The organism is Nocardia transvalensis NBRC 15921, from assembly GCF_000308875.1.
In the GTDB taxonomy this organism is placed as follows: domain Bacteria; phylum Actinomycetota; class Actinomycetes; order Mycobacteriales; family Mycobacteriaceae; genus Nocardia; species Nocardia transvalensis.
This window is the reverse complement of the sequence record NZ_BAGL01000033.1, coordinates 115,160-132,682: the sequence shown is the minus strand read 5'-3', so window position 1 is coordinate 132,682 and position 17,523 is coordinate 115,160. Positions and strand designations below refer to the sequence as shown.

The 17,523-nt window shown below is 67.8% G+C and carries 15 protein-coding genes and 1 pseudogene; 6 read left to right on the top strand and 10 right to left on the bottom strand.

Annotation, left to right across the window (positions count from 1 at the left end):
• Positions 1-37: 37 nt before the first annotated feature.
• From ON41_RS11220 to ON41_RS11210, 3 genes are all read left to right on the top strand, one after another.
• Positions 38-421, top strand: coding sequence for a VOC family protein (locus tag ON41_RS11220; RefSeq protein ID WP_040747478.1), 384 nt, complete (start codon positions 38-40; stop codon positions 419-421).
• A 164-nt stretch (positions 422-585) separates the two neighbouring features.
• The gene (locus ON41_RS11215) at positions 586-1,359 is read left to right on the top strand and encodes an SDR family oxidoreductase (protein ID WP_040747477.1); all 774 of its coding nucleotides are present in this window, start codon (positions 586-588) and stop codon (positions 1,357-1,359) included.
• Between the two features lie 51 nt (positions 1,360-1,410).
• Positions 1,411-2,154 carry an SDR family oxidoreductase gene (locus ON41_RS11210; RefSeq protein ID WP_040747476.1) on the top strand — a complete coding sequence of 248 codons (744 nt, stop codon included), beginning with the start codon at positions 1,411-1,413 and terminating at the stop codon, positions 2,152-2,154.
• Positions 2,155-2,162: 8 nt separating this feature from the next.
• Here the strand turns inward: ON41_RS11210 and ON41_RS11205 are convergent, their stop codons facing one another.
• Together ON41_RS11205 and ON41_RS11200 are read right to left on the bottom strand one after the other, a co-directional pair.
• The gene (locus tag ON41_RS11205) at positions 2,163-3,059 is read right to left on the bottom strand and encodes a LysR family transcriptional regulator (RefSeq protein WP_040747475.1); all 897 of its coding nucleotides are present in this window, start codon (positions 3,057-3,059) and stop codon (positions 2,163-2,165) included.
• A gap of 209 nt (positions 3,060-3,268) precedes the next feature.
• The gene (locus ON41_RS11200; RefSeq protein WP_040747474.1) at positions 3,269-3,580 is read right to left on the bottom strand and encodes a hypothetical protein; all 312 of its coding nucleotides are present in this window, start codon (positions 3,578-3,580) and stop codon (positions 3,269-3,271) included.
• Positions 3,581-3,767: 187 nt separating this feature from the next.
• Here ON41_RS11200 and ON41_RS11195 point away from each other — a divergent pair, with 187 nt between their 5' ends.
• Entirely contained in the window at positions 3,768-5,015 is a 1,248-nt protein-coding gene (locus ON41_RS11195; RefSeq protein WP_083905272.1) for a helix-turn-helix domain-containing protein, read from the top strand.
• 42 nt (positions 5,016-5,057) lie between these two features.
• Here the strand turns inward: ON41_RS11195 and ON41_RS38905 are convergent, their stop codons facing one another.
• Both ON41_RS38905 and ON41_RS11185 read right to left on the bottom strand, forming a co-directional pair.
• Positions 5,058-5,453, bottom strand: a complete 396-nt coding sequence (locus ON41_RS38905; protein WP_051161233.1) for a YunG family protein — start codon at positions 5,451-5,453, stop codon at positions 5,058-5,060.
• Positions 5,454-5,542: 89 nt separating this feature from the next.
• Entirely contained in the window at positions 5,543-6,163 is a 621-nt protein-coding gene (locus ON41_RS11185; protein ID WP_040747472.1) for a TetR/AcrR family transcriptional regulator, read from the bottom strand.
• A gap of 94 nt (positions 6,164-6,257) precedes the next feature.
• Between ON41_RS11185 and ON41_RS11180 the strand changes: the two genes are divergently transcribed.
• On the top strand, positions 6,258-6,668 hold the full coding sequence (locus ON41_RS11180; RefSeq protein ID WP_040747471.1) for a nuclear transport factor 2 family protein: 411 nt from the start codon (positions 6,258-6,260) through the stop codon (positions 6,666-6,668).
• 10 nt (positions 6,669-6,678) lie between these two features.
• Here the strand turns inward: ON41_RS11180 and ON41_RS11175 are convergent.
• From ON41_RS11175 to ON41_RS11150, 6 genes and pseudogenes are all read right to left on the bottom strand, one after another.
• Positions 6,679-7,016: pseudogene (locus tag ON41_RS11175) on the bottom strand (VOC family protein).
• Positions 7,017-7,065: 49 nt separating this feature from the next.
• A complete protein-coding gene (locus ON41_RS11170; RefSeq protein ID WP_040747470.1) occupies positions 7,066-7,728 on the bottom strand; it encodes a hypothetical protein in 663 nt (220 codons plus the stop codon).
• Between the two features lie 977 nt (positions 7,729-8,705).
• Entirely contained in the window at positions 8,706-10,073 is a 1,368-nt protein-coding gene (locus ON41_RS11165; RefSeq protein WP_051161232.1) for a bifunctional lysylphosphatidylglycerol flippase/synthetase MprF, read from the bottom strand.
• A 404-nt stretch (positions 10,074-10,477) separates the two neighbouring features.
• Positions 10,478-13,489 carry a bifunctional [glutamine synthetase] adenylyltransferase/[glutamine synthetase]-adenylyl-L-tyrosine phosphorylase gene (locus tag ON41_RS11160; protein WP_040747468.1) on the bottom strand — a complete coding sequence of 1,004 codons (3,012 nt, stop codon included), beginning with the start codon at positions 13,487-13,489 and terminating at the stop codon, positions 10,478-10,480.
• A 30-nt stretch (positions 13,490-13,519) separates the two neighbouring features.
• Complete coding sequence (gene glnA / locus ON41_RS11155; protein WP_040747467.1) at positions 13,520-14,857, bottom strand: type I glutamate--ammonia ligase; 1,338 nt, start codon at positions 14,855-14,857, stop codon at positions 13,520-13,522.
• An 82-nt stretch (positions 14,858-14,939) separates the two neighbouring features.
• On the bottom strand, positions 14,940-16,484 hold the full coding sequence (locus tag ON41_RS11150; RefSeq protein WP_083905271.1) for an alpha/beta hydrolase: 1,545 nt from the start codon (positions 16,482-16,484) through the stop codon (positions 14,940-14,942).
• Positions 16,485-16,643: 159 nt separating this feature from the next.
• Between ON41_RS11150 and panB the strand changes: the two genes are divergently transcribed.
• Positions 16,644-17,492, top strand: a complete 849-nt coding sequence (panB, locus tag ON41_RS11145; protein WP_040747466.1) for a 3-methyl-2-oxobutanoate hydroxymethyltransferase — start codon at positions 16,644-16,646, stop codon at positions 17,490-17,492.
• The last annotated feature ends 31 nt before the right edge of the window (positions 17,493-17,523 follow it).

Below are 17,523 nucleotides of genomic sequence, written 5' to 3'. Positions count from 1 at the left end.
CCGGGCCGTCCGGGATTCGCCCGCGTAGGGTCCCCACATGGCCTGCAAGATCACCGAACTCGTTGTCGAATGTGCCGATCCGCAGCGACTGGCGGACTTCTGGTGCGAAGTGCTCGGTTACGTCGAACTCGGCTGGGAGGGTGACGCACTGGAGATCGGCCCGCCCGGAACCGGATTCGGCGGGCCGCAACCGACCCTGGTGTTCAGCCCCACCACCGAGCCGAGGCGCGGGAAGCTGCCGCTGCACCTCGACGTGAACCCCACCGACCGCGATCAGGACGCCGAATTGGACCGGCTGCTCGCCGCCGGTGCGCGGAGGGCCGATATCGGCCAGACCGGGACCGAGTCGTGGCACGTCCTGGTCGACCCCGAGGGCAACGAATTCTGCCTGCTCCGGCGGCGGGTCGCGGCGGAGAGCTGACAGACCGGGGCAGTAATGCGGCATAGGGATTTCCTATGGCGTCTGCTGATATTTCGTCTTTGCCTCTCGTCGTTTTCCGGGCTTACCGTGAAATAGCTCGACAAAGCAAGATTCGCCCTTTTCCCGTCGAGCGAACAGACATGCGATGGAGAGGATCGGTGGCAATGACCACTGTCGAAAACGGGTCGGCGACGCGCGAATTCGCGGGAAAGCGGGCTCTGGTCACGGGTGGTTCTCGCGGAATCGGCGCGGCCGTCGTGCGCCGACTTCTCGACGGGGGCGCGGAGGTGGTCGCGACCGCGAGGTCCGCGACGAGCACCGTGCCCGAGGGAGCCACCTTCGTGGCGGCCGACGTGCGCACTCGGGCCGGAGCCGAGGCGCTCGCCGCGACCGTGCGGGAGGTGCTCGGCGGGGTGGACATCCTGGTCCACAACGCGGGCGGGGCGCGACCGCACCAGGGCAGTTCATCCATTCCCGACGAGGAGTGGCAGGACGCGCTCGACCTGAACTATCTGGCGTCGGTGCGGCTGAACTCCCTGCTGACACCGGGTATGCGGGAACAGAAGTCGGGAACGATCGTGCACATCTCTTCTGCGGCGGTGCCCACGCCGGTAGCACCTTTCCTGCATTACACGGCGGCCAAGGCGGCGCTGGAGAACTACAGCCGGGGACTGGCTCTGGAGCTGGCTTCCTTCGGAATCCGGGTCAATACCGTCTCTCCCGGACGCACCGCCACCCCCGGCGGCGAAGCGACGCGGGAGTTGTGGGCGGATATGGACGCGGGCCTGGGCCAGAACGACATCCCGGCCGTGCCGCTGGGGCGCGACGGCCTGCCCGACGATATCGCTCACGCGGTGCTTTTCCTGCTGTCCGACCGGGCGGAATGGCTGACCGGAAGCAGCCTCGTCGTGGACGGCGGCGAATTCCACCGCGGGTGATTCCGAAGGCATTTCGAATAAATCACTCGCGCTCGACTGAGGAATCTTGGCATGGGTAAATACAGCGACAGGAATGTCGTGATCACCGGCGGCGGCAGCGGTATGGGATTCGCCATGGCGAAACTGCTGGCGGACGGCGGGGCACGCGTGATGATCACCGGCCGCTCCCGGGCAACGCTCGACGCCGCCCTGGAGCGGCTCGGCGGGAACGCGGTGGCGGTCCCGGGCGATGTGGCCTCGCTGGCCGATCTGGAGGCGCTGGCCGACCGTGTGAAGGATGAATTCGGCACGCTCGAGGGCCTTTTCGTCAACGCCGGCATCGCACGCGCCATGCCGTTCGAGTCGATGACCGAGGAGGCGTACGACGAACTGTTCGCGATCAACGTCAAGGGCGCCTACTTCACCGTGCAGAAGCTCGCCCCGCTGCTGAGTACGGGTGCCGGCGTCGTCCTCACCACGTCGACCGCGAATGTCATCGGCATGCCGACGACCAGCGCCTACGCGGCGGGCAAGGCGGCGCTGCGCTCGATGGCGCGCACCCTCGCCGGTGAATTGCTGCCGCGCGGAATCCGGGTCAACGCGGTCAGCCCCGGTCCCATCGATACGGGAATCCTGGAGAACGGGATGTCCGCGGAGGCCGCCGCTCAGTTCAAGGCGCAGGTGGTAGCCGACAATCCCATGCGGCGTTTCGGCACCACCGACGAAATCGCCACGGCGGCAGCATTTCTCGCCTTCGACGCCACATACACCACCGGCGCGGAGTTCGCCGTGGACGGAGGCGCCACCCAACTGTGAGCCGGCTGTCAGGACGCCTGCGCGACGAGCGCCGATTCGTGCCAGGCCTCCTGACGCAGCAGGTCGAGCAGGGCCGTCTCCCCCGGGCCGGCACCGGACCGGACGACCGCGATGACGGGCTGGGACACCGCGGGGAACACCGGGCGCGCGAGATGTTCGTAACCGAGGGGCACCGCGGAGGCCGGGACGAGCGTCACTCCCAGCCCATGGGCGGCCCAGCGCACGGCGGTCGCGGTCTGCGATACCCGGGCGGCCGTGGCCGGGGTGAGCGCATTGGTGCGCAGCACGTCGAGCAGGACGGCGTCGAGCGCACTGTCGCGATCGAACCTGATCCAGGGCTCGCCGCCCAGATCACTCAGCTCGACCCGGTCGGCGGCGAGGTGCGGATGCCCCTCGCCCAGGACGACGACGAACTCCTCCTCGCCGAGCCGGTGGGCGTATTCGGGAGACCGATCACACGCCGCCATCAGGGCGAAATTCAACACACCCTGACGACACAGCCGGTCCAGTTCGGCGGAACTCGGTTCCTCGAAGACGGTGACCTCCAACCGCGGAAACCGGTCGCGCAACGCGCCGAGCGCACCCGGCAACTGCCGCGTCCCGAACCCCATCTGCGCCGCGACCAGCAACTCACCCGCCAGCTCGTCCGCCCCGGCCCGAGCCGTCGCCCGCGCCCGCCGCGCCGCACTCACCGCCACCTCCGCCTCCCGCAGAAACGCCAAACCGACCGCGGTCGGCACCAGCCCACCAGGCGTCCGCGCGAACAACTCCACCCCCAGCTCCCGCTCCAGCCCCCGAATCTGCTGAGACATCGACGGCTGAGCAACCCGCAACATCTCCGCCGCCGCAGTAACCGACCCCGCCTCGGCAACCGCCAACGCATACTCGAACTGCCGAAGGCTCATCGTCTTCCATCCCCTCGTCGTAGTAAGCCACCCAGCGGGGCTGGGAAACTCACGAGATCATCCCCCAGAGCAACCGCCTCGGTCCGCGTCTTCTTCCATCTGCATCGAGCGCTGTTCCCGGCCCTCGCGCGTCGATCCCGACACAGGCCACCACACCGCCCATGCGAACACCACCAGCGGAACCCCCGCAGCCAGCATCAGCCCGAAGTTCATCCGAACCGTCCTGGAGTCAGCGCCGCCCACCGGGCGAAAGACATTCTCGGGAAATGTGTTTCGACCTCGGCAATCGACATGATCGCGTGCAACATGATCACGTCGAGGTGAGCAGGTGACGGCGCGATCACCACATCCACATCAGCCGCCCGAACCTGATCGACCAGCGGGATGAGCGACATCTCCGGCGGCCACACCAACACATAGCCGAGTCGGCGAGCCAAGCGCCGCAACTGAGCCGCATCCCACTCCGGCGCAATCGTGATCGCGGGGTCTATCCATCCGAATGCAGTAGGCCGATCTCTCATCAGCGCTCTCCTTCACCAGGGCAGCCATAGTGGCAGTTCTGACCGACCGCCGGACGCGAAGATAGGCTCTGAAACCGCATGCCTCACACAGCAAATATTCAGACTCGTCACCTCTATACGGAAATCGGTATAAAGTGCGGACGGAGAGGGACTTTGCTGGCAGACAGCAACTCATCTGGCACCACCCATGGACGCGCTCGACGACGCAGCGGGGGTAACGGCATTGCTCATGACCACTGGCGGGACCATACGAAGGATTCGCAAATCCCTCGGAATGACTCAGGGCGAGCTCGGTGCGCTCATCCACTTCACTCAACCCGGTGTCTCGCAGCTGGAACACGACGGCCCGGCCGTACATGACATCCGGGTGCTCCGCCGTGTGGCCAAGGCATTACAGGTGCCGCTGGCCATACTGGTAGTGGATACGAATGAGGAGGCGGACGTGGAGCGTCGCCAATTTTTCAAGATCGGAGTTCTCGGCGTCGGCGCTGCTGCGGCAACCGGCAAGAGCACGATCGCCAACGAATCGGTGCCAGCCGCAACAAAGGTCGGCGGGGCTGACGTAGAGCGAATTACGACGAGCGTCGATAAATTTCACGAACTGCAATTAATGACCGGCGGGGACAGCCTGTGCGAAATCGCCACCAACAACGTCCGGTATATCGAGCATCTTCTGGACGATGGCAGTTACAGCGACAAGGTTGGTAGGGCGCTGACGAACGCCGGTGCCGAAATGATGACCGCTGCGGGCTGGATTCACTATGACGCCGGCCGTTGGAATGAGGCTCGTCGGTACTACGCCGATGCCGCCCAGGCAGCGACCGTGACAGGCAACGGAATTGCGGCCGCTCATGCTTGGGTCAATGCCTGTCTGCTGTCGTATCGAGAAGGCTCGCGGCCCAAGGAAGGCGTTCAGTTGGCGGAAGCCGCACAACTTGCAGCTCGGCGTGAGGGCGGCCCGAAATTGCGAGCTTTGGCCGCGATCCGGGAGGCCGAAGCGTACAGCGTGATCGGTGATCAGTCCGCAACGGTGGCGGCGATCAACCGAGCACATCGGGCCTTCGAATCGACGAAGGGCCGAGACCCATCGTGCCTGGCCTATCTTCCTGAAGCACAGCTCAGCGGCCTTACCGGCCTTGCGTTCATGCGACTTGGTGACCACGACAAAGCGACTACGCATCTGCGAACCGCCGTCGAAGGCACGCCGATGTACCCGCGTGAGCGGACAGCATGGCAGATTCGTCTGGCGCAGAATCATATTCGTGCCGGGGCGATTGCCGATGGCTGCGCGCTACTCGTTCAGCACTTCGAAAACGTTGGCAAAGTCGCCTCGGCCAGGCTGCAAACGGCGTTGACCAATATCGCGGGTGAACTGCGTACGCACACATCCGTGACAGAAGTCCGAGAGTTCTTCGGACTGTGGACGACACGTTGAGCTGCCGACAAAGAGCTTTGCCGACTCGTAGGCATCAGCCCCCTACAGTGGCTCCAGGCGTCCAGCGACCCGCCTTCTCAATATCTCGTAGCGCTTCACCGTACAGCTGTCGGACAAGCAATAGTCGCGAGTTGACTTGAAGCCCTTGACCTTCGGGGCCGGCTCCGTGAAGCGAGTGCCTTGCGGAAACTGCTGCCTGGTGAGATCGACTGTTTCATCATCGATGACGTTCAGGTAATGCGAGATGGTCTTCCCGTCCGGCAGCGTCGCCGTCGTATGGACGATATCCCCGGCAAAGTAGTCCTGGACAACACAAGCCGTCACAGCGCACTGTCCCTTCGCCCGATTTTGCTCTGTCCAATCCTGCGCGGCGCTGGTATCCGCTGACCAGGCCATGTAGAGAGTTTCTTGAAGGGTTTCCAGGGAAGCGGGGCCCATGACACCCAGGGTACATACGAGTCGTTCGACCGAGTCGAGATACCCTTGTCGATCGCCAAATCGTTTGCGGGACAGCGATCAACGCTCACTCATGCCCTCGGGGCTTCCGCTTGATCCGAGGTCTCCGTGCGGGTGGCGGTGGGTGGGGTGAGGATGCGGGTCAGGGTGGTGGTGAAGGCGTGGGTGGCGGCTGTGGGGGTCATGTGGCCGGTGGTGTGTTCGGCGCTTGCGGCGTGGGCTAGGTGGATGGTGGTGGTGACCAGCCAGGGGGTGGGGAGGGTGGTGTCGAATTCGCCTGTGTCCTGGCCGCGGCGGATCACCCGTTCGATTCGGTCGGCGATCGGGGTGTGCCTGGCACGGTCTTCCTGCGCGGTGACCGGTAGTGCGTCGATTCGTTGGAGGAGGGTGGGGTAGCGCGTGGATTCCTTTGTCGCCGCGTCGATTACGCGTAGTAATGCTTCGACGGCTGGGCCCTCGTCCGGGTTCGCGGCATCCATTGCGGCGGCGGTCAATTCGTTGAGCCTGTCGAGGACCGCCACGAGTAGCCGCTCGCGAGAAGGGAAGTGGGCGTACACGGTCTGGCGGGTCACGCCCGCGTCCGCGGCGATGGTCTCCACGCTGGCATCGGGGTGTTCGTTCAGGATGCGGGCGGCCGCGTCGAGAATGGCCGCTCGACTGCGGTGGGCGTCGGCGCGCTGCTTACGGGCCATCGATCCTCGCTATCTTTTACACCTTGTCAATCTTTCTATCGCCTTATATCTTACAACATGTAAGAGATACTATGGCTTCGCCGTCAGGAGACCCATGCCCGCCTTCACCGGCAGCGACCCTGCCCAGTTCATCGCCGACTTCTTCACCTCCTTCAACGAGCATCTGCTGGCCGACGACGAGGATGCGGCGGTCGTGGTGGACCGGTTCCACACTCCGGACATCGTGCAGGTCGCCGATGGTCATCGGATCGATCGAGACAAGCTGATCGCGCATACGCGTCCGGTGCGAAAGAACCGGCCCAGCGGTCGCCTGGACGTGCACGAGGCCATCGCCGACGACGACCGGATCGCGGCCCGGTACACCCTCCACGTTCACCAGCGCGGCAAGGACCTTGCCATCGAGGTGTGCTTCTTCGGACAGTTCACACCGGACGGGCGGATGCGGCGCGCGCATATGCTCACCCGAACCGCGACCACCGACGACCAGAGCCGGCAGCGGCCATGAGCGAACGCCGCTACACCGTGGGATAGACGGCGAGCTCGATGAGATTGCCGTCCAGATCACGGCAGTAGTGGGAGGTCATATCTCCGAGCGCACCGTGTTTGGTGACCGGGCCCTCGGTGATTTCCACGTCGCACGAGATGAGGTGGGCGCGAACTTCTTCGGGGGTTGACGTGGCGTCGCCTACCGGGCGGAGGTTGATTTTCTGATCACCGAAGCGCAAGCTGTGCGGCGGGCGGGGCCGAAGGTTTCCACGTGCATGCCGAGTACTCGTCCGTACCAGGCCGCAGTGGCGGCCACGTCGCGGCAGTTGATCACGATGTGGTCGAAACGCTGCACCGTCAGTCCCATGGCCGGGACGGTACTCCTGCGAGTGGTGACGCTCTCGGGTCCTGCCGCGTCAACGGGATATCCGGCGGCCCGGGGACTCCGAACCCTGTGGGAGACCGGGTGATTCGGCCGCGTTCGATGCCGCGGTGGTCAGCGCGTCGTGTAGGAGGCGGGCCGTCTTTCCGGCGCGTTTGCCGCGCAGCACGACTTCCGTGAAGCCGTCCGCGAGGGCCTGGGCGGGATCCAGCGGACTGTAGGTGTCGTTGCCTTTTCGCAGGGAGTGGTTGAGCACGGTCTGCCATGCTCGTTCGTGTGCCCGGAAGCCACCGGCGCGGTCGAGGGCGCGGGCGTAGCCCTGGGCGACGGCCGTGCATATCGCGCGGTCGAAACCCCTTCGGAACCACCGTCGTCCGGAGGGACCGGTCAGGGCGGCGTGATCGATCACGACCCACAGCGCGGTGTCGTCTCGCCTTCGCTGTCCGGAGCCGGTCACGTGCAGGATGGGGAGCCCGTCGTCCCGCCGTTCTTCGATCTCGATGCCGTGCAACGGAATCGGGTACTTCGCGAGCAGATCGTCGAGAGTGGAGGCGAGTACGCGCGCCGCGCGGACGTCGATATCGTCCCGATCGAGTCCGATGATCTCCAGGCTGCGCGTGGCAGTCGCCTCCCCGATCCGGAGGGGCGGGCCGGCAGGGGGCGGGGTTGGGACGGCCGAGGGCGGCGGTGGAGCCATGATGTGAGGCGGCGCGCCAAGAGGCGGACCCACAGCAGAACTGAGCACGGCCGCCGACAACGTCGGAAGCACGACAGGGCGCGACACGACCGCAGACAGCGGCGGATCCACAACAGGACTCGGCGCGACCGAGGACAGCGGCGGATCCACAACAGGGCTGGGCGTGACGGCGGACAGCGGCGGCCCCGCGGCAGGACTCGGCGCGACCGGAGAGGACGGCGGGACCGAAGCAGAGCTGAGCACCGCCGCCGACAACGTCGGAAGCACGATAGGACGCGGCGCAACGACCGGTAGCGGCGGATCCACAGGAGGATCCGGCGCAGCAGGAGACGACGGCGGAACCACAGCCGAGCGCGGCGCGATGGGCGACGGCGGATCCACGGCGGGAGACGGCGAGGCAGGCGACGGCGGAACCATGGCAGGAGACGGCGGGGCGGGCGACGGCGGAACTACGGCAGGAGACGGCGGGGCGGGCGACGGTGAAACCCCAGCAGGAGACGGCACGGCAGGCGGCGGAACCACGGCAGGGCGCGGGGCGGACGGCGGCGGAACCACCGCCGGGCTGGGCGCGGCGGGCGGCGGAACCACAGCGAGGGCCGGCGTCACGTCCCGACGGGCGGGGAGGTGGGACCACGGCGTCGGGCGCGGTCGCCGAGACCGCGGACCGAGGGACGAAACGGGAACGGTCGCCGGTTCCGCCGCGGTCTCCGGACGGTCCTCGCGCACATGCGCTTCGGCGGAGGCCAGCGCCTCCTTCAATTCGTCGACCGTCCGAACGGCCTGGGCGATCAGCTGTTCCAGATTCGACACCAGCGCGCGCAAGGAGTCAGCATCGGATTCCGAAGGCTGGCTCACCGGTCTCTCCTGCTCATCTCGCCGCGCCGGAATCAGACCATCGCTGCTCGGCGGCGAAACTTACTCTCCCACGACCGCACCGGCCGGACATCACCACCGGCGAGGAGAATCGGCCGAACCGGTCAGTCCTGTTTGCGGTGCGGGACGAACTCCAGGGTCAGCAGGGCCGCGGCGGTGAAGACGATCTCGCGCCAGCGGATCAGCACGAAGCGCTGGTCGCCGAAAGAGTTGAACTTGCGCAGGAACCGGTACAGCGACTCCAGGCGGATCAGCGGGTCGAGGGTGCGGGCGGCGACGTAGATCGCCTGGCGGGAGCGGGAGCGCTCCTTCTCGGCGAACAGTTCCGGGAACGCCGCGAACGCCAGCGAGATGCGCTGCACGCCCTTGGCTTTGCCGTAGTCGACCAGGTCCACGATCATGCGCTCGTCCAGGCCGTTGGGGGCGTCCTTGCGCCGCCACGGCACATCGAGGCTCAGCTCGGCGCCGCCGTTGGATTCGCCGTAGCGCTGGAAGCCGACCACCCGGCCGTCGGCATCGCGCGTGATCACCAGCAGCATGCCCGGATGACGACCGTCGAGCAGATGGTCCAGGATCATCGAGAATCCGCGCGTCTGATGACCCTTGCCCCACTCGTCCACGATCTCGAACAGGGTCGCGCGCATCGGCGCGGTCAGTTCGATCTCCTTGACGATCTCGGTGGTGACCCCGAAGTTCTTGGTGCGGCTGACCGCCTGGCGCAGATTGCGGAACTTCCGGCCCACCATGTCGAAGGAGCCGACATCGATGACCACGTCGCGACCGATCGGAATCGCGCGCAGCCCGGGGTGATCCACGGCCCGCTCGCGCCACAGCTCCGTCAGCTCGGGACTCGCGCCCAGCACCGCGACGCGCCAGCCGTGGTTCATCGCGAACTCCGAGAACTCCGCGACCAGACCGGGGAATTCGGCGCGGTTGCCGACCGGGTCGCCGGCCACCACGGCGATGCCGAACCGGGCCCGGTAGCCGACGGCCGCGGTCGAATTGGCGTTGAAGAAGTAGGACTTCGACGAGTGCAGGGCGAACGGCGCGATCGGGTCGCCGACGGTGCGATCCACCAGCGCGGCGATGCGGTACTGCTGTTCGGGCTGCGGGCGCGAACTCTGCGGCAGCATCACGATGAGCCCGGTCGAGGCCAGGCAGACGAACCCGACGCCGGCGTGCCCCTCGTGGTAGGCGATGTTGGAGACGCCGAGCACGACGACGGCCACGGTGAAATGCGGCAGCGTGATCGGCCGCCGCAGATGCAGTCCGCGCGCGACGAACAGTCCGGACAGGGAGACGGCGACGAACCAGCTGTGGTTGACCCCCTCGCGGGACGCGCGGTCGGCCGCGTACACCAGCACCACGCCGACCAGGACGAGCGTCACGATCAGCGGCACCCGCACCGCGCGGGTAGGCGACAGCGCGGCGTCCCGATAGGTTCTTCGGTAGCCGGTGACGGCCGAGTTCATTTCCGCCACGTCAAGTCCGTCCTCCCGATGATCATGTTCTCCATCACACTATGCAGAACAAACGTTACGGTCGGTAGCGCCCCACCGGCCCAGCGCACACGGCGACACCACTCCGACCGGGACAGCACTCCCCTTCAGATCGGTATCCACCTAAATCATAGGATGAATCCGGCGACGCACCGCGCACGCGTTTCAACCGTTACTCCCCCGAAGTTGTTCCCGCAATGGGTTTATGCGTTGTCCCACACCGTCATCCAACCGTGACCTCAGGAAGCGACACCCACGGTTTGCGGCGCGGCTCGGTTTTCCGGGGCCGCTGCGCAAGCGACGAAGGAGCAAGCAGCGGCCCCGGAAAACCGAGCCACACGGGCGCCGCAAACCCCGCCGTGGCGGAGCCGCGGCCATCAAACACCGAAGACGCGCTCGACCACCGTTTTCGCGCGGCGGGTGATGCGCATGTAGTGGTCGAGGAATTCGCTGCCGTCATCGGTGGGCCAGCCGGCCACGCGGGCCACCGCGGACAGCAGCGGGCCGGGGCCGGGGAGCTGGTCGGTCGGCTTGCCGCGGACCAGGACCAGGGCGTTGCGGGCGCGGGTGGCGGTCAGCCAGGCCTCGCGCAGCAGGTCGACGTCCTCGGGGTCGAGCAGCTCCGCGCGTTCGATGACGTCCAGCGATTGCAGCGTGGAGGTGTTGTGCAGTTCGGGCACCTCGTGGGCGTGCCGCAGCTGCATGAGCTGCACGGTCCATTCGATATCGGCGAGGCCGCCGCGGCCCAGCTTGGTGTGGGTCGCGGGGTTGGCGCCGCGCGGCAGCCGCTCGGAGTCGACGCGGGCCTTGATGCGGCGGATCTCGCGCACGGCGTCGGCCGAGACGCCGCCCGAGGGATAGCGCACCTTGTCGATCATGTGCAGGAATCGCAGGCCCAGCTCCTGATCGCCGGCGACCTGATGTGCGCGCAGCAGCGCCTGTACCTCCCACGGCTGGGCCCACTGCAGGTAGTACGCCTGATAGGCCGCCAGCGTGCGCACCAGCGCCCCGTTGCGGCCCTCCGGGCGCAGGCCCGCGTCGACCTGTAGTGGCGGATCGGTACTGGGCGCGCCCAGCAGCCGCTGCACCCGCTCGGCGACGCCGATCGCCCATTTCACGGCCACGGTCTCGTCGGCGCCCGGCCGCGGATCGCAGACGAACAGCACGTCGGCGTCGGAGCCGTAGCCCAGTTCCTTCCCGCCGAGCCGGCCCATCCCGATGACCGCGAAATCGGCGGGCGCGGGCTCGCCGCGCTCGGCCTCGCTCTCCCGGATCACCGCCAGCAGCGCCGCCTCGAGCACCGCCACCCACACCGAGGACAGCGCGTTGCACACCTGCGACACCTCGAGCAGGCCGAGGACGTCGGCGGAGGCGACGCGCGCGAGTTCGTGGCGGCGCAGCGAACGGGCCGTCGCGATCGCGCGCTTGGGGTCGTCATAGCGGGCGGCGCCGGCGAGGATGCCGTTGCGCACGTCGTACAGCTTGGGCGACAGCAGCAGCGGGCCGTTCGGGCCGTCGGCGAACATCCGGATGGTCTCCGGCGCGTTGATCAGCAGATCCGGCACGTAGGCCGAAGAGCCCAGCACGATCATCAGCCGTTCGGCGATCGCGCCCTCGTCGCGCAGATCGCGCAGGAACCAGGTCTGGGACTCCAGCGCCTCGGACACCCGGCGATAGGCCAGCAGGCCCTGATCCGGATTCGGGGTGTCGCCCAGCCATTCCAGCAGCGTCGGCAGCAGCAGCGCCTGGATGCGGCCCTTGCGGCCCACCTCCTTGGTGAGCGCCTTGAGGTGGCCGAGCGCGTTCTCGGGCGCGGCGTATCCGAGCGCGGCGAGCTGGCGCACCGCCGCCTGCGGGCTCAGCCGCAGCGCGTCGGCGTCCAGGCGCGCAACCGACTCCAGCAGCGGCCGGTAGAACAGCTTGGCGTGCAGGCGGCGCACCCGCAGCGTATTGCGCTTGATCTCGCTGCGCAGCACGCCCACCGCGTCCTGGCGGCCGTCGGGGCGCATGTGGGCCGCGCGGGCGAGCCAGCGCATGCCCTCGTCGTCGTCGGTGGCGGGCAGCGTGTGGGTGCGCTTGAGCCGCTGCAGTTGCAACCGGTGTTCGAGCAGCCGCAGGAATTCGTAGGACGCGGTGAGATTGGCGGCGTCGTCGCGGCCCACGTACCCGCCCGCGGCCAGCGCGGTCAGCGCCTCGACGGTGCCCTGGACGTGCAGCGAGTCGTCGGCCTTGCCGTGCACCAATTGCAGCAGCTGCACGGCGAATTCGACGTCCCGCAGGCTGCCGCGGCCCAGCTTCAGCTCGCGCTCGCGCATCTCCGCGGGCACCAGGTCCTCGACGCGACGGCGCATCGTCTGCACCTCGGCGACGAAGTCGGTGCGCTCCGAGGCGCTCCACACCATCGGCATGAGCGCGGCGCGGTACTCCTCCCCCAGCTCCAGATCGCCGGTGGCGGGCCGGTTCTTGAGCAGCGCCTGGAACTCCCAGGTCTTCGCCCAGCGCTTGTAGTACGCCACGTGCGAGTCGAGCGTGCGGACCAGCGCGCCCGCCTTGCCCTCGGGCCGCAGCGCGGCGTCCACCTCGAAGAAGGCGTTGCCGGCGACGGTCATCAGCTCCGCGGCCAGCCGGGTGGCGGTGGTGTCGGCGGGTTCGGCGACGAACACCACGTCCACGTCGGAGACGTAATTCAGTTCGCGCGCACCGCATTTGCCCATCGCGAGCACGGCCAGCCGGACCGGCAGGGGCTGATCCGGGCACACCCGCGCCACGGCGACCGCCAGCGCGGCGGTGAGCGCGGCGTCGGCGAGATCGGTGAGGTGCCGGCCGACCTGCTGGTAGGGCAGGACCGGCTCGTCCTCCACGGTGGCCGCGAGGTCGTGGGCGGCCAGCAGCATCAGTTGATCGCGATATCGCTTGCGCAGCAACGCGATCGCCTCGGGCGCGGCATTCGCGGCGCGATACACCAGGGGCCCGGCGTGCGGCCCGGTCTCGGGCACGGCGCCGACGACGCCCACCAGGTCGGCAATCAGCTCGGCGCGATCGGGTAGGTCCCTGCGGCGTAGTAGACGCCAGCCGTCCGGATCGGCGACGAGATGGTCGGCGAAGGCGCTGGACGACCCGATCAGCGCGAACAGCCTGCCGCGCAGGGAGATCTCGGTGCGCAGCGCCGCGTCCAGCTCGGCCCACCCGTCGCCGAGCTGCTCCCGCAGCCGGGTCAGCGTGAGCAGCGCCAGATCGGCGTCGGGGGACCTCGACAGCGCCCACAGCAGGGGAACGCTGTCGGCGTTGTCCCACGCCAATTCTCGTAGCGAATCGGCCGCCGTCGGCTCGAGCAGTCCGAGCCGACCGGCGCCGGGCACAACGGGACGGGCTGTCGGTGGCCGTACCATGCGTCTCAAATTACAGGGTCGGACCCGGGGTTACAGCTCCAGATACTCCTGGAGTTCGTACTGGGTGATCTGAGCCCGGTAGCCCGCCCACTCCCGGCGCTTGTTGCGCAGGAAGAAGTCGAAGACGTGCTCGCCGAGGGTCTCGGCGACCAGCTCCGAACGCTCCATCGCCCTGAGCGCCTCGTCGAGGCTGCCGGGCAGCTCCTTGAAGCCCATGGCGCGCCGCTCGGCGGTGGTCAGCGACCAGACGTCGTCCTCGGCCTCCGGCGGCAGGGTGTAGCCCTTCTCGACGCCGCGCAGGCCGGCCGCCAGCAGCACCGCGAAGGACAGGTACGGGTTGCACGCCGAATCGGGGCTGCGGATCTCGACGCGGCGCGAGGACTGCTTGTTCGGGGTGTACATCGGAACCCGCACCAGCGCGGAGCGATTCGACCGGCCCCAGGACGCGGCCGTCGGCGCCTCGCCGCCGTGGATCAGGCGCTTGTAGGAGTTCACCCACTGGTTGGTGACGGCGCTGATCTCGTGGGCGTGCTCCAGGACGCCGGCGATGAACGCCCGCGCCGTCTCCGACAGGTTGTTCGGATCGTCCGGGTCGGCGAAGGCGTTCTGCTCGCCCTCGAACAGGCTCATATGCGTGTGCATGGCCGAACCCGGATGCGCGGCAAAGGGTTTCGGCATGAACGTCGCGCGCACGCCCTCGTCGATGGCCACCTCCTTGATGAGGTAGCGGAAGGTCATCACGTTGTCGGCCATCGACAGCGCGTCGGCGTAGCGCAGGTCGATCTCCTGCTGGCCGGGTGCGCCCTCGTGATGGCTGAACTCCACCGAGATGCCCATCGACTCCAGCGCGTCGATCGCGTGGCGGCGGAAGTTCGGGGCCTCGTTGTGCACGGCCTGGTCGAAGAAGCCGCCGTTGTCCACCGGCACCGGGGTGCCCTTGTCGAGTTCCGCCTTGATCAGGAAGAACTCGATCTCGGGGTGCACGTAGCAGCTGAAGCCGAGGTCACCGGCCTTGTTCAGCTGCCGCCGCAGCACGTGCCGGGGGTCGGCCCACGAGGGCGACCCGTCCGGCATCGCGATATCGCAGAACATGCGCGCCGAGTGCTGGTGCCCCTTGCTCGACGCCCACGGCAGCACCTGGAACGTCGACGGGTCCGGCTTGGCGACCATATCGGCCTCCGACACGCGGGCGAAGCCCTCGATGGCCGAACCGTCGAAACCGATGCCCTCCTCGAAGGCGCCCTCCAGTTCGGCGGGCGCGATCGCCACCGACTTCAGATACCCGAGCACGTCGGTGAACCAGAGGCGCACGAAGCGTATGTCCCGCTCCTCGAGCGTCCGCAGCACGAATTCCTTCTGGCGATCCATACGCGCGAGCGTAAGCATCCGGCGTTAAATCCGTGTTACATGGCCAATGCGGGGCAAATTATCTCCCAGTGAGACTCACCGGTTATCCACATGTGAGACCGGCCGGGGGCTCGGTCAAATCGATGAGATACCGGATGACCGCGTCGTCCACGCACGGCACGCCGCCGGACAGGAACGCGGTGTGTCGGGTGCCCTTGTTGGTGATCAGGGCGGCGTTCAGCTCCTTGGCCAGATTCACCCCGGCCTCGTAGGGGGTCGCGGGGTCCTGGGTGGTGGACACGACCACGGTCTTGGGCAGGCCCGTGACCGTGATGTTGTGCGGCGTGGAGGAGTTCGGCACCGGCCAGAACGCGCACAGCTCGAGCGGGGCCTGCCCGGTGGCGTGGCCGTCGTCGAGGAACGGGGCAACCTTGCGGTACTCGGCGTCCTGCTTGTCGGCGACCGCGCGGTCCTTCACCGCCGGATCGTCGACGCAGTGGATCGCCATGAACGCGTCCTGGGAGTTGTCGTAGGTGCCGTCCTTGCGACGGCCGTCGTAGAGGTCGGCCAGGCGCAGCAGGATGTCGCCCTTGCCGGTGGCCAGCTGGGACAGTCCGGCGCTGAGCACATTCCAGTTGTCCTCGGCGTAGAGGGTGTTCTGCACGCCGGTGATCGCGTCGCCGTAGGTGAGGCCGCGGCCGTCGTCGGTGGCGGCCGGGTGGTCCCACAGCGGTCCGGCCAGGGCCTGGAACTTCGTCACCGCCTGGCTCGGATCCGTGCCCAGCGGGCAGTCCGGCTGCTGGGCGCAGTCCGCGGCGTAGGCGTCGAAGGCCTGCTGGAAACCGGCCGCCTGCTGCACCGACTCCTGCACCGGGTCGGCGTCGGGGTCCAGCGCGCCGTCGAGGACCAGCGCGCGCACGCGGTCCGGGAACTTCTCGGCGTAGGCCGAGCCCAGCCGGGTGCCGTAGGAGTAGCCGACGTAGTTCATCTTCGGCTCGCCGAGCGCCGCGCGGATCACGTCCATGTCCTGGACCACCTCGCGGGTGCCGACGTGGGCGAGGAATTCGTTACCGGTGCGCTCGGTGCAGCGGGAGACGAACTGCTTGTTCTCGTCCTCCGACGCCGCGATGCCGGCGGGACTGTTGTCCTTCGGCGGCTCCGCGCGCTCGTCGTCCCACTCCTTGGCGGTCATGCAGGCGATCAGCGGGGTGGACGCGCCGACGCCGCGCGGATCGAATCCGATCCGGTCGAAGCGCTGCGCGAGCGGCGTCTCCTGGCCCTGCTGCGCCATCCACAGGCCGGGCTGGCCCGGGCCGCCCGGGTTGAACAGCAGGGGGCCGACACGCTCGCCGGTGGCCTTGATCCGGGAGATCGCGATCTGCGCGGTGGGCCCGTCGGGCTTGTCGTAGTCGACCGGCACGGTGATGCGGGCGCACTCGGCCTCCTTCGGGAACCGGTCGGTCCCGTCGCCGAAATCCCCGCAGCCGCTCCACTGCGGGGTCTGGGAGTAGAACTTCTCCAGATTCGCCGGCACCGGCGGGGCCGCCGACGGTGTGGCGGGCTGGTCTTTCGGCGATGTGGAGCAGGCGGCGGCCACACACGTCAGGGCCACGAGGGTGGCGAGACGGCCGGTTCGCGACAGGGGCATGCGGACGATCCAACCAGACCGGACGCTGTGACGAATTGCATGGTCGGCACGCCTTAATCGGGGCATGCCGCCGGTGGCAGACTGAATGGGTCCGTGTTGGACGAGTCATGACAACCCGGGGACCCGTACGGGCCTCGAGGAGAGACGACGAAAGGGACGATGATGTCCGCATCCCAGGAGAACGCTGCCTACGGCGCGGTACCGACAACTTCCCGCAGGAAGACGCGAGTACAGCACCTGCAGCAGCTCAAGGCCGCGGGTGAGAAGTGGGCGATGCTCACGGCCTACGACTACTCCACGGCCACCCTGTTCGACGAGGCCGGTATCCCGGTGCTGCTGGTCGGCGATTCGGCGGCCAATGTGGTGTACGGCTACGACACCACCGTGCCGATCACGATCGACGAGCTGATCCCGCTGGTGCGCGGAGTGGTGCGCGGCGCGCCGCACGCGCTGGTCGTCGCGGACCTGCCGTTCGGCAGCTACGAGGCGAGCCCCGAACTCGCGCTGGCCTCGGCCACCCGGTTCATGAAGGAGGGTGGCGCGCAGGCGGTGAAACTCGAAGGCGGCGAACGGGTTTCCGAGCACATCGCCCGCCTGACCGCCGCCGGGATCCCGGTGATGGCGCATATCGGGTTCACCCCGCAGAGCGTCAACACCCTCGGCGGGTTCCGGGTCCAGGGCCGCGGCGACGGCGCCGAGCAGCTCATCGCCGACGCCATCGCGGTCCAGGAGGCGGGCGCGTTCTCCGTGGTCATGGAGATGGTCCCCGCCGAGCTGGCCGGCCAGGTCACCCGCAAGCTGACCATTCCCACCGTCGGCATCGGCGCCGGCGTGGACTGCGACGCGCAGGTACTGGTGTGGCAGGACATGGCCGCCTACACCAGCGGTAAGACCGCCAAGTTCGTCAAGCATTTCGCCCAGCTCGGCGACCAGCTCCGCACCGCCGCCTCGACCTACGCCGACGAGGTCCGGCGCGGGGTGTTCCCGGGGGAGGAACACAGCTTCTAGGTTCCAACTCTCAGTTCCCGGCACGCCCAAC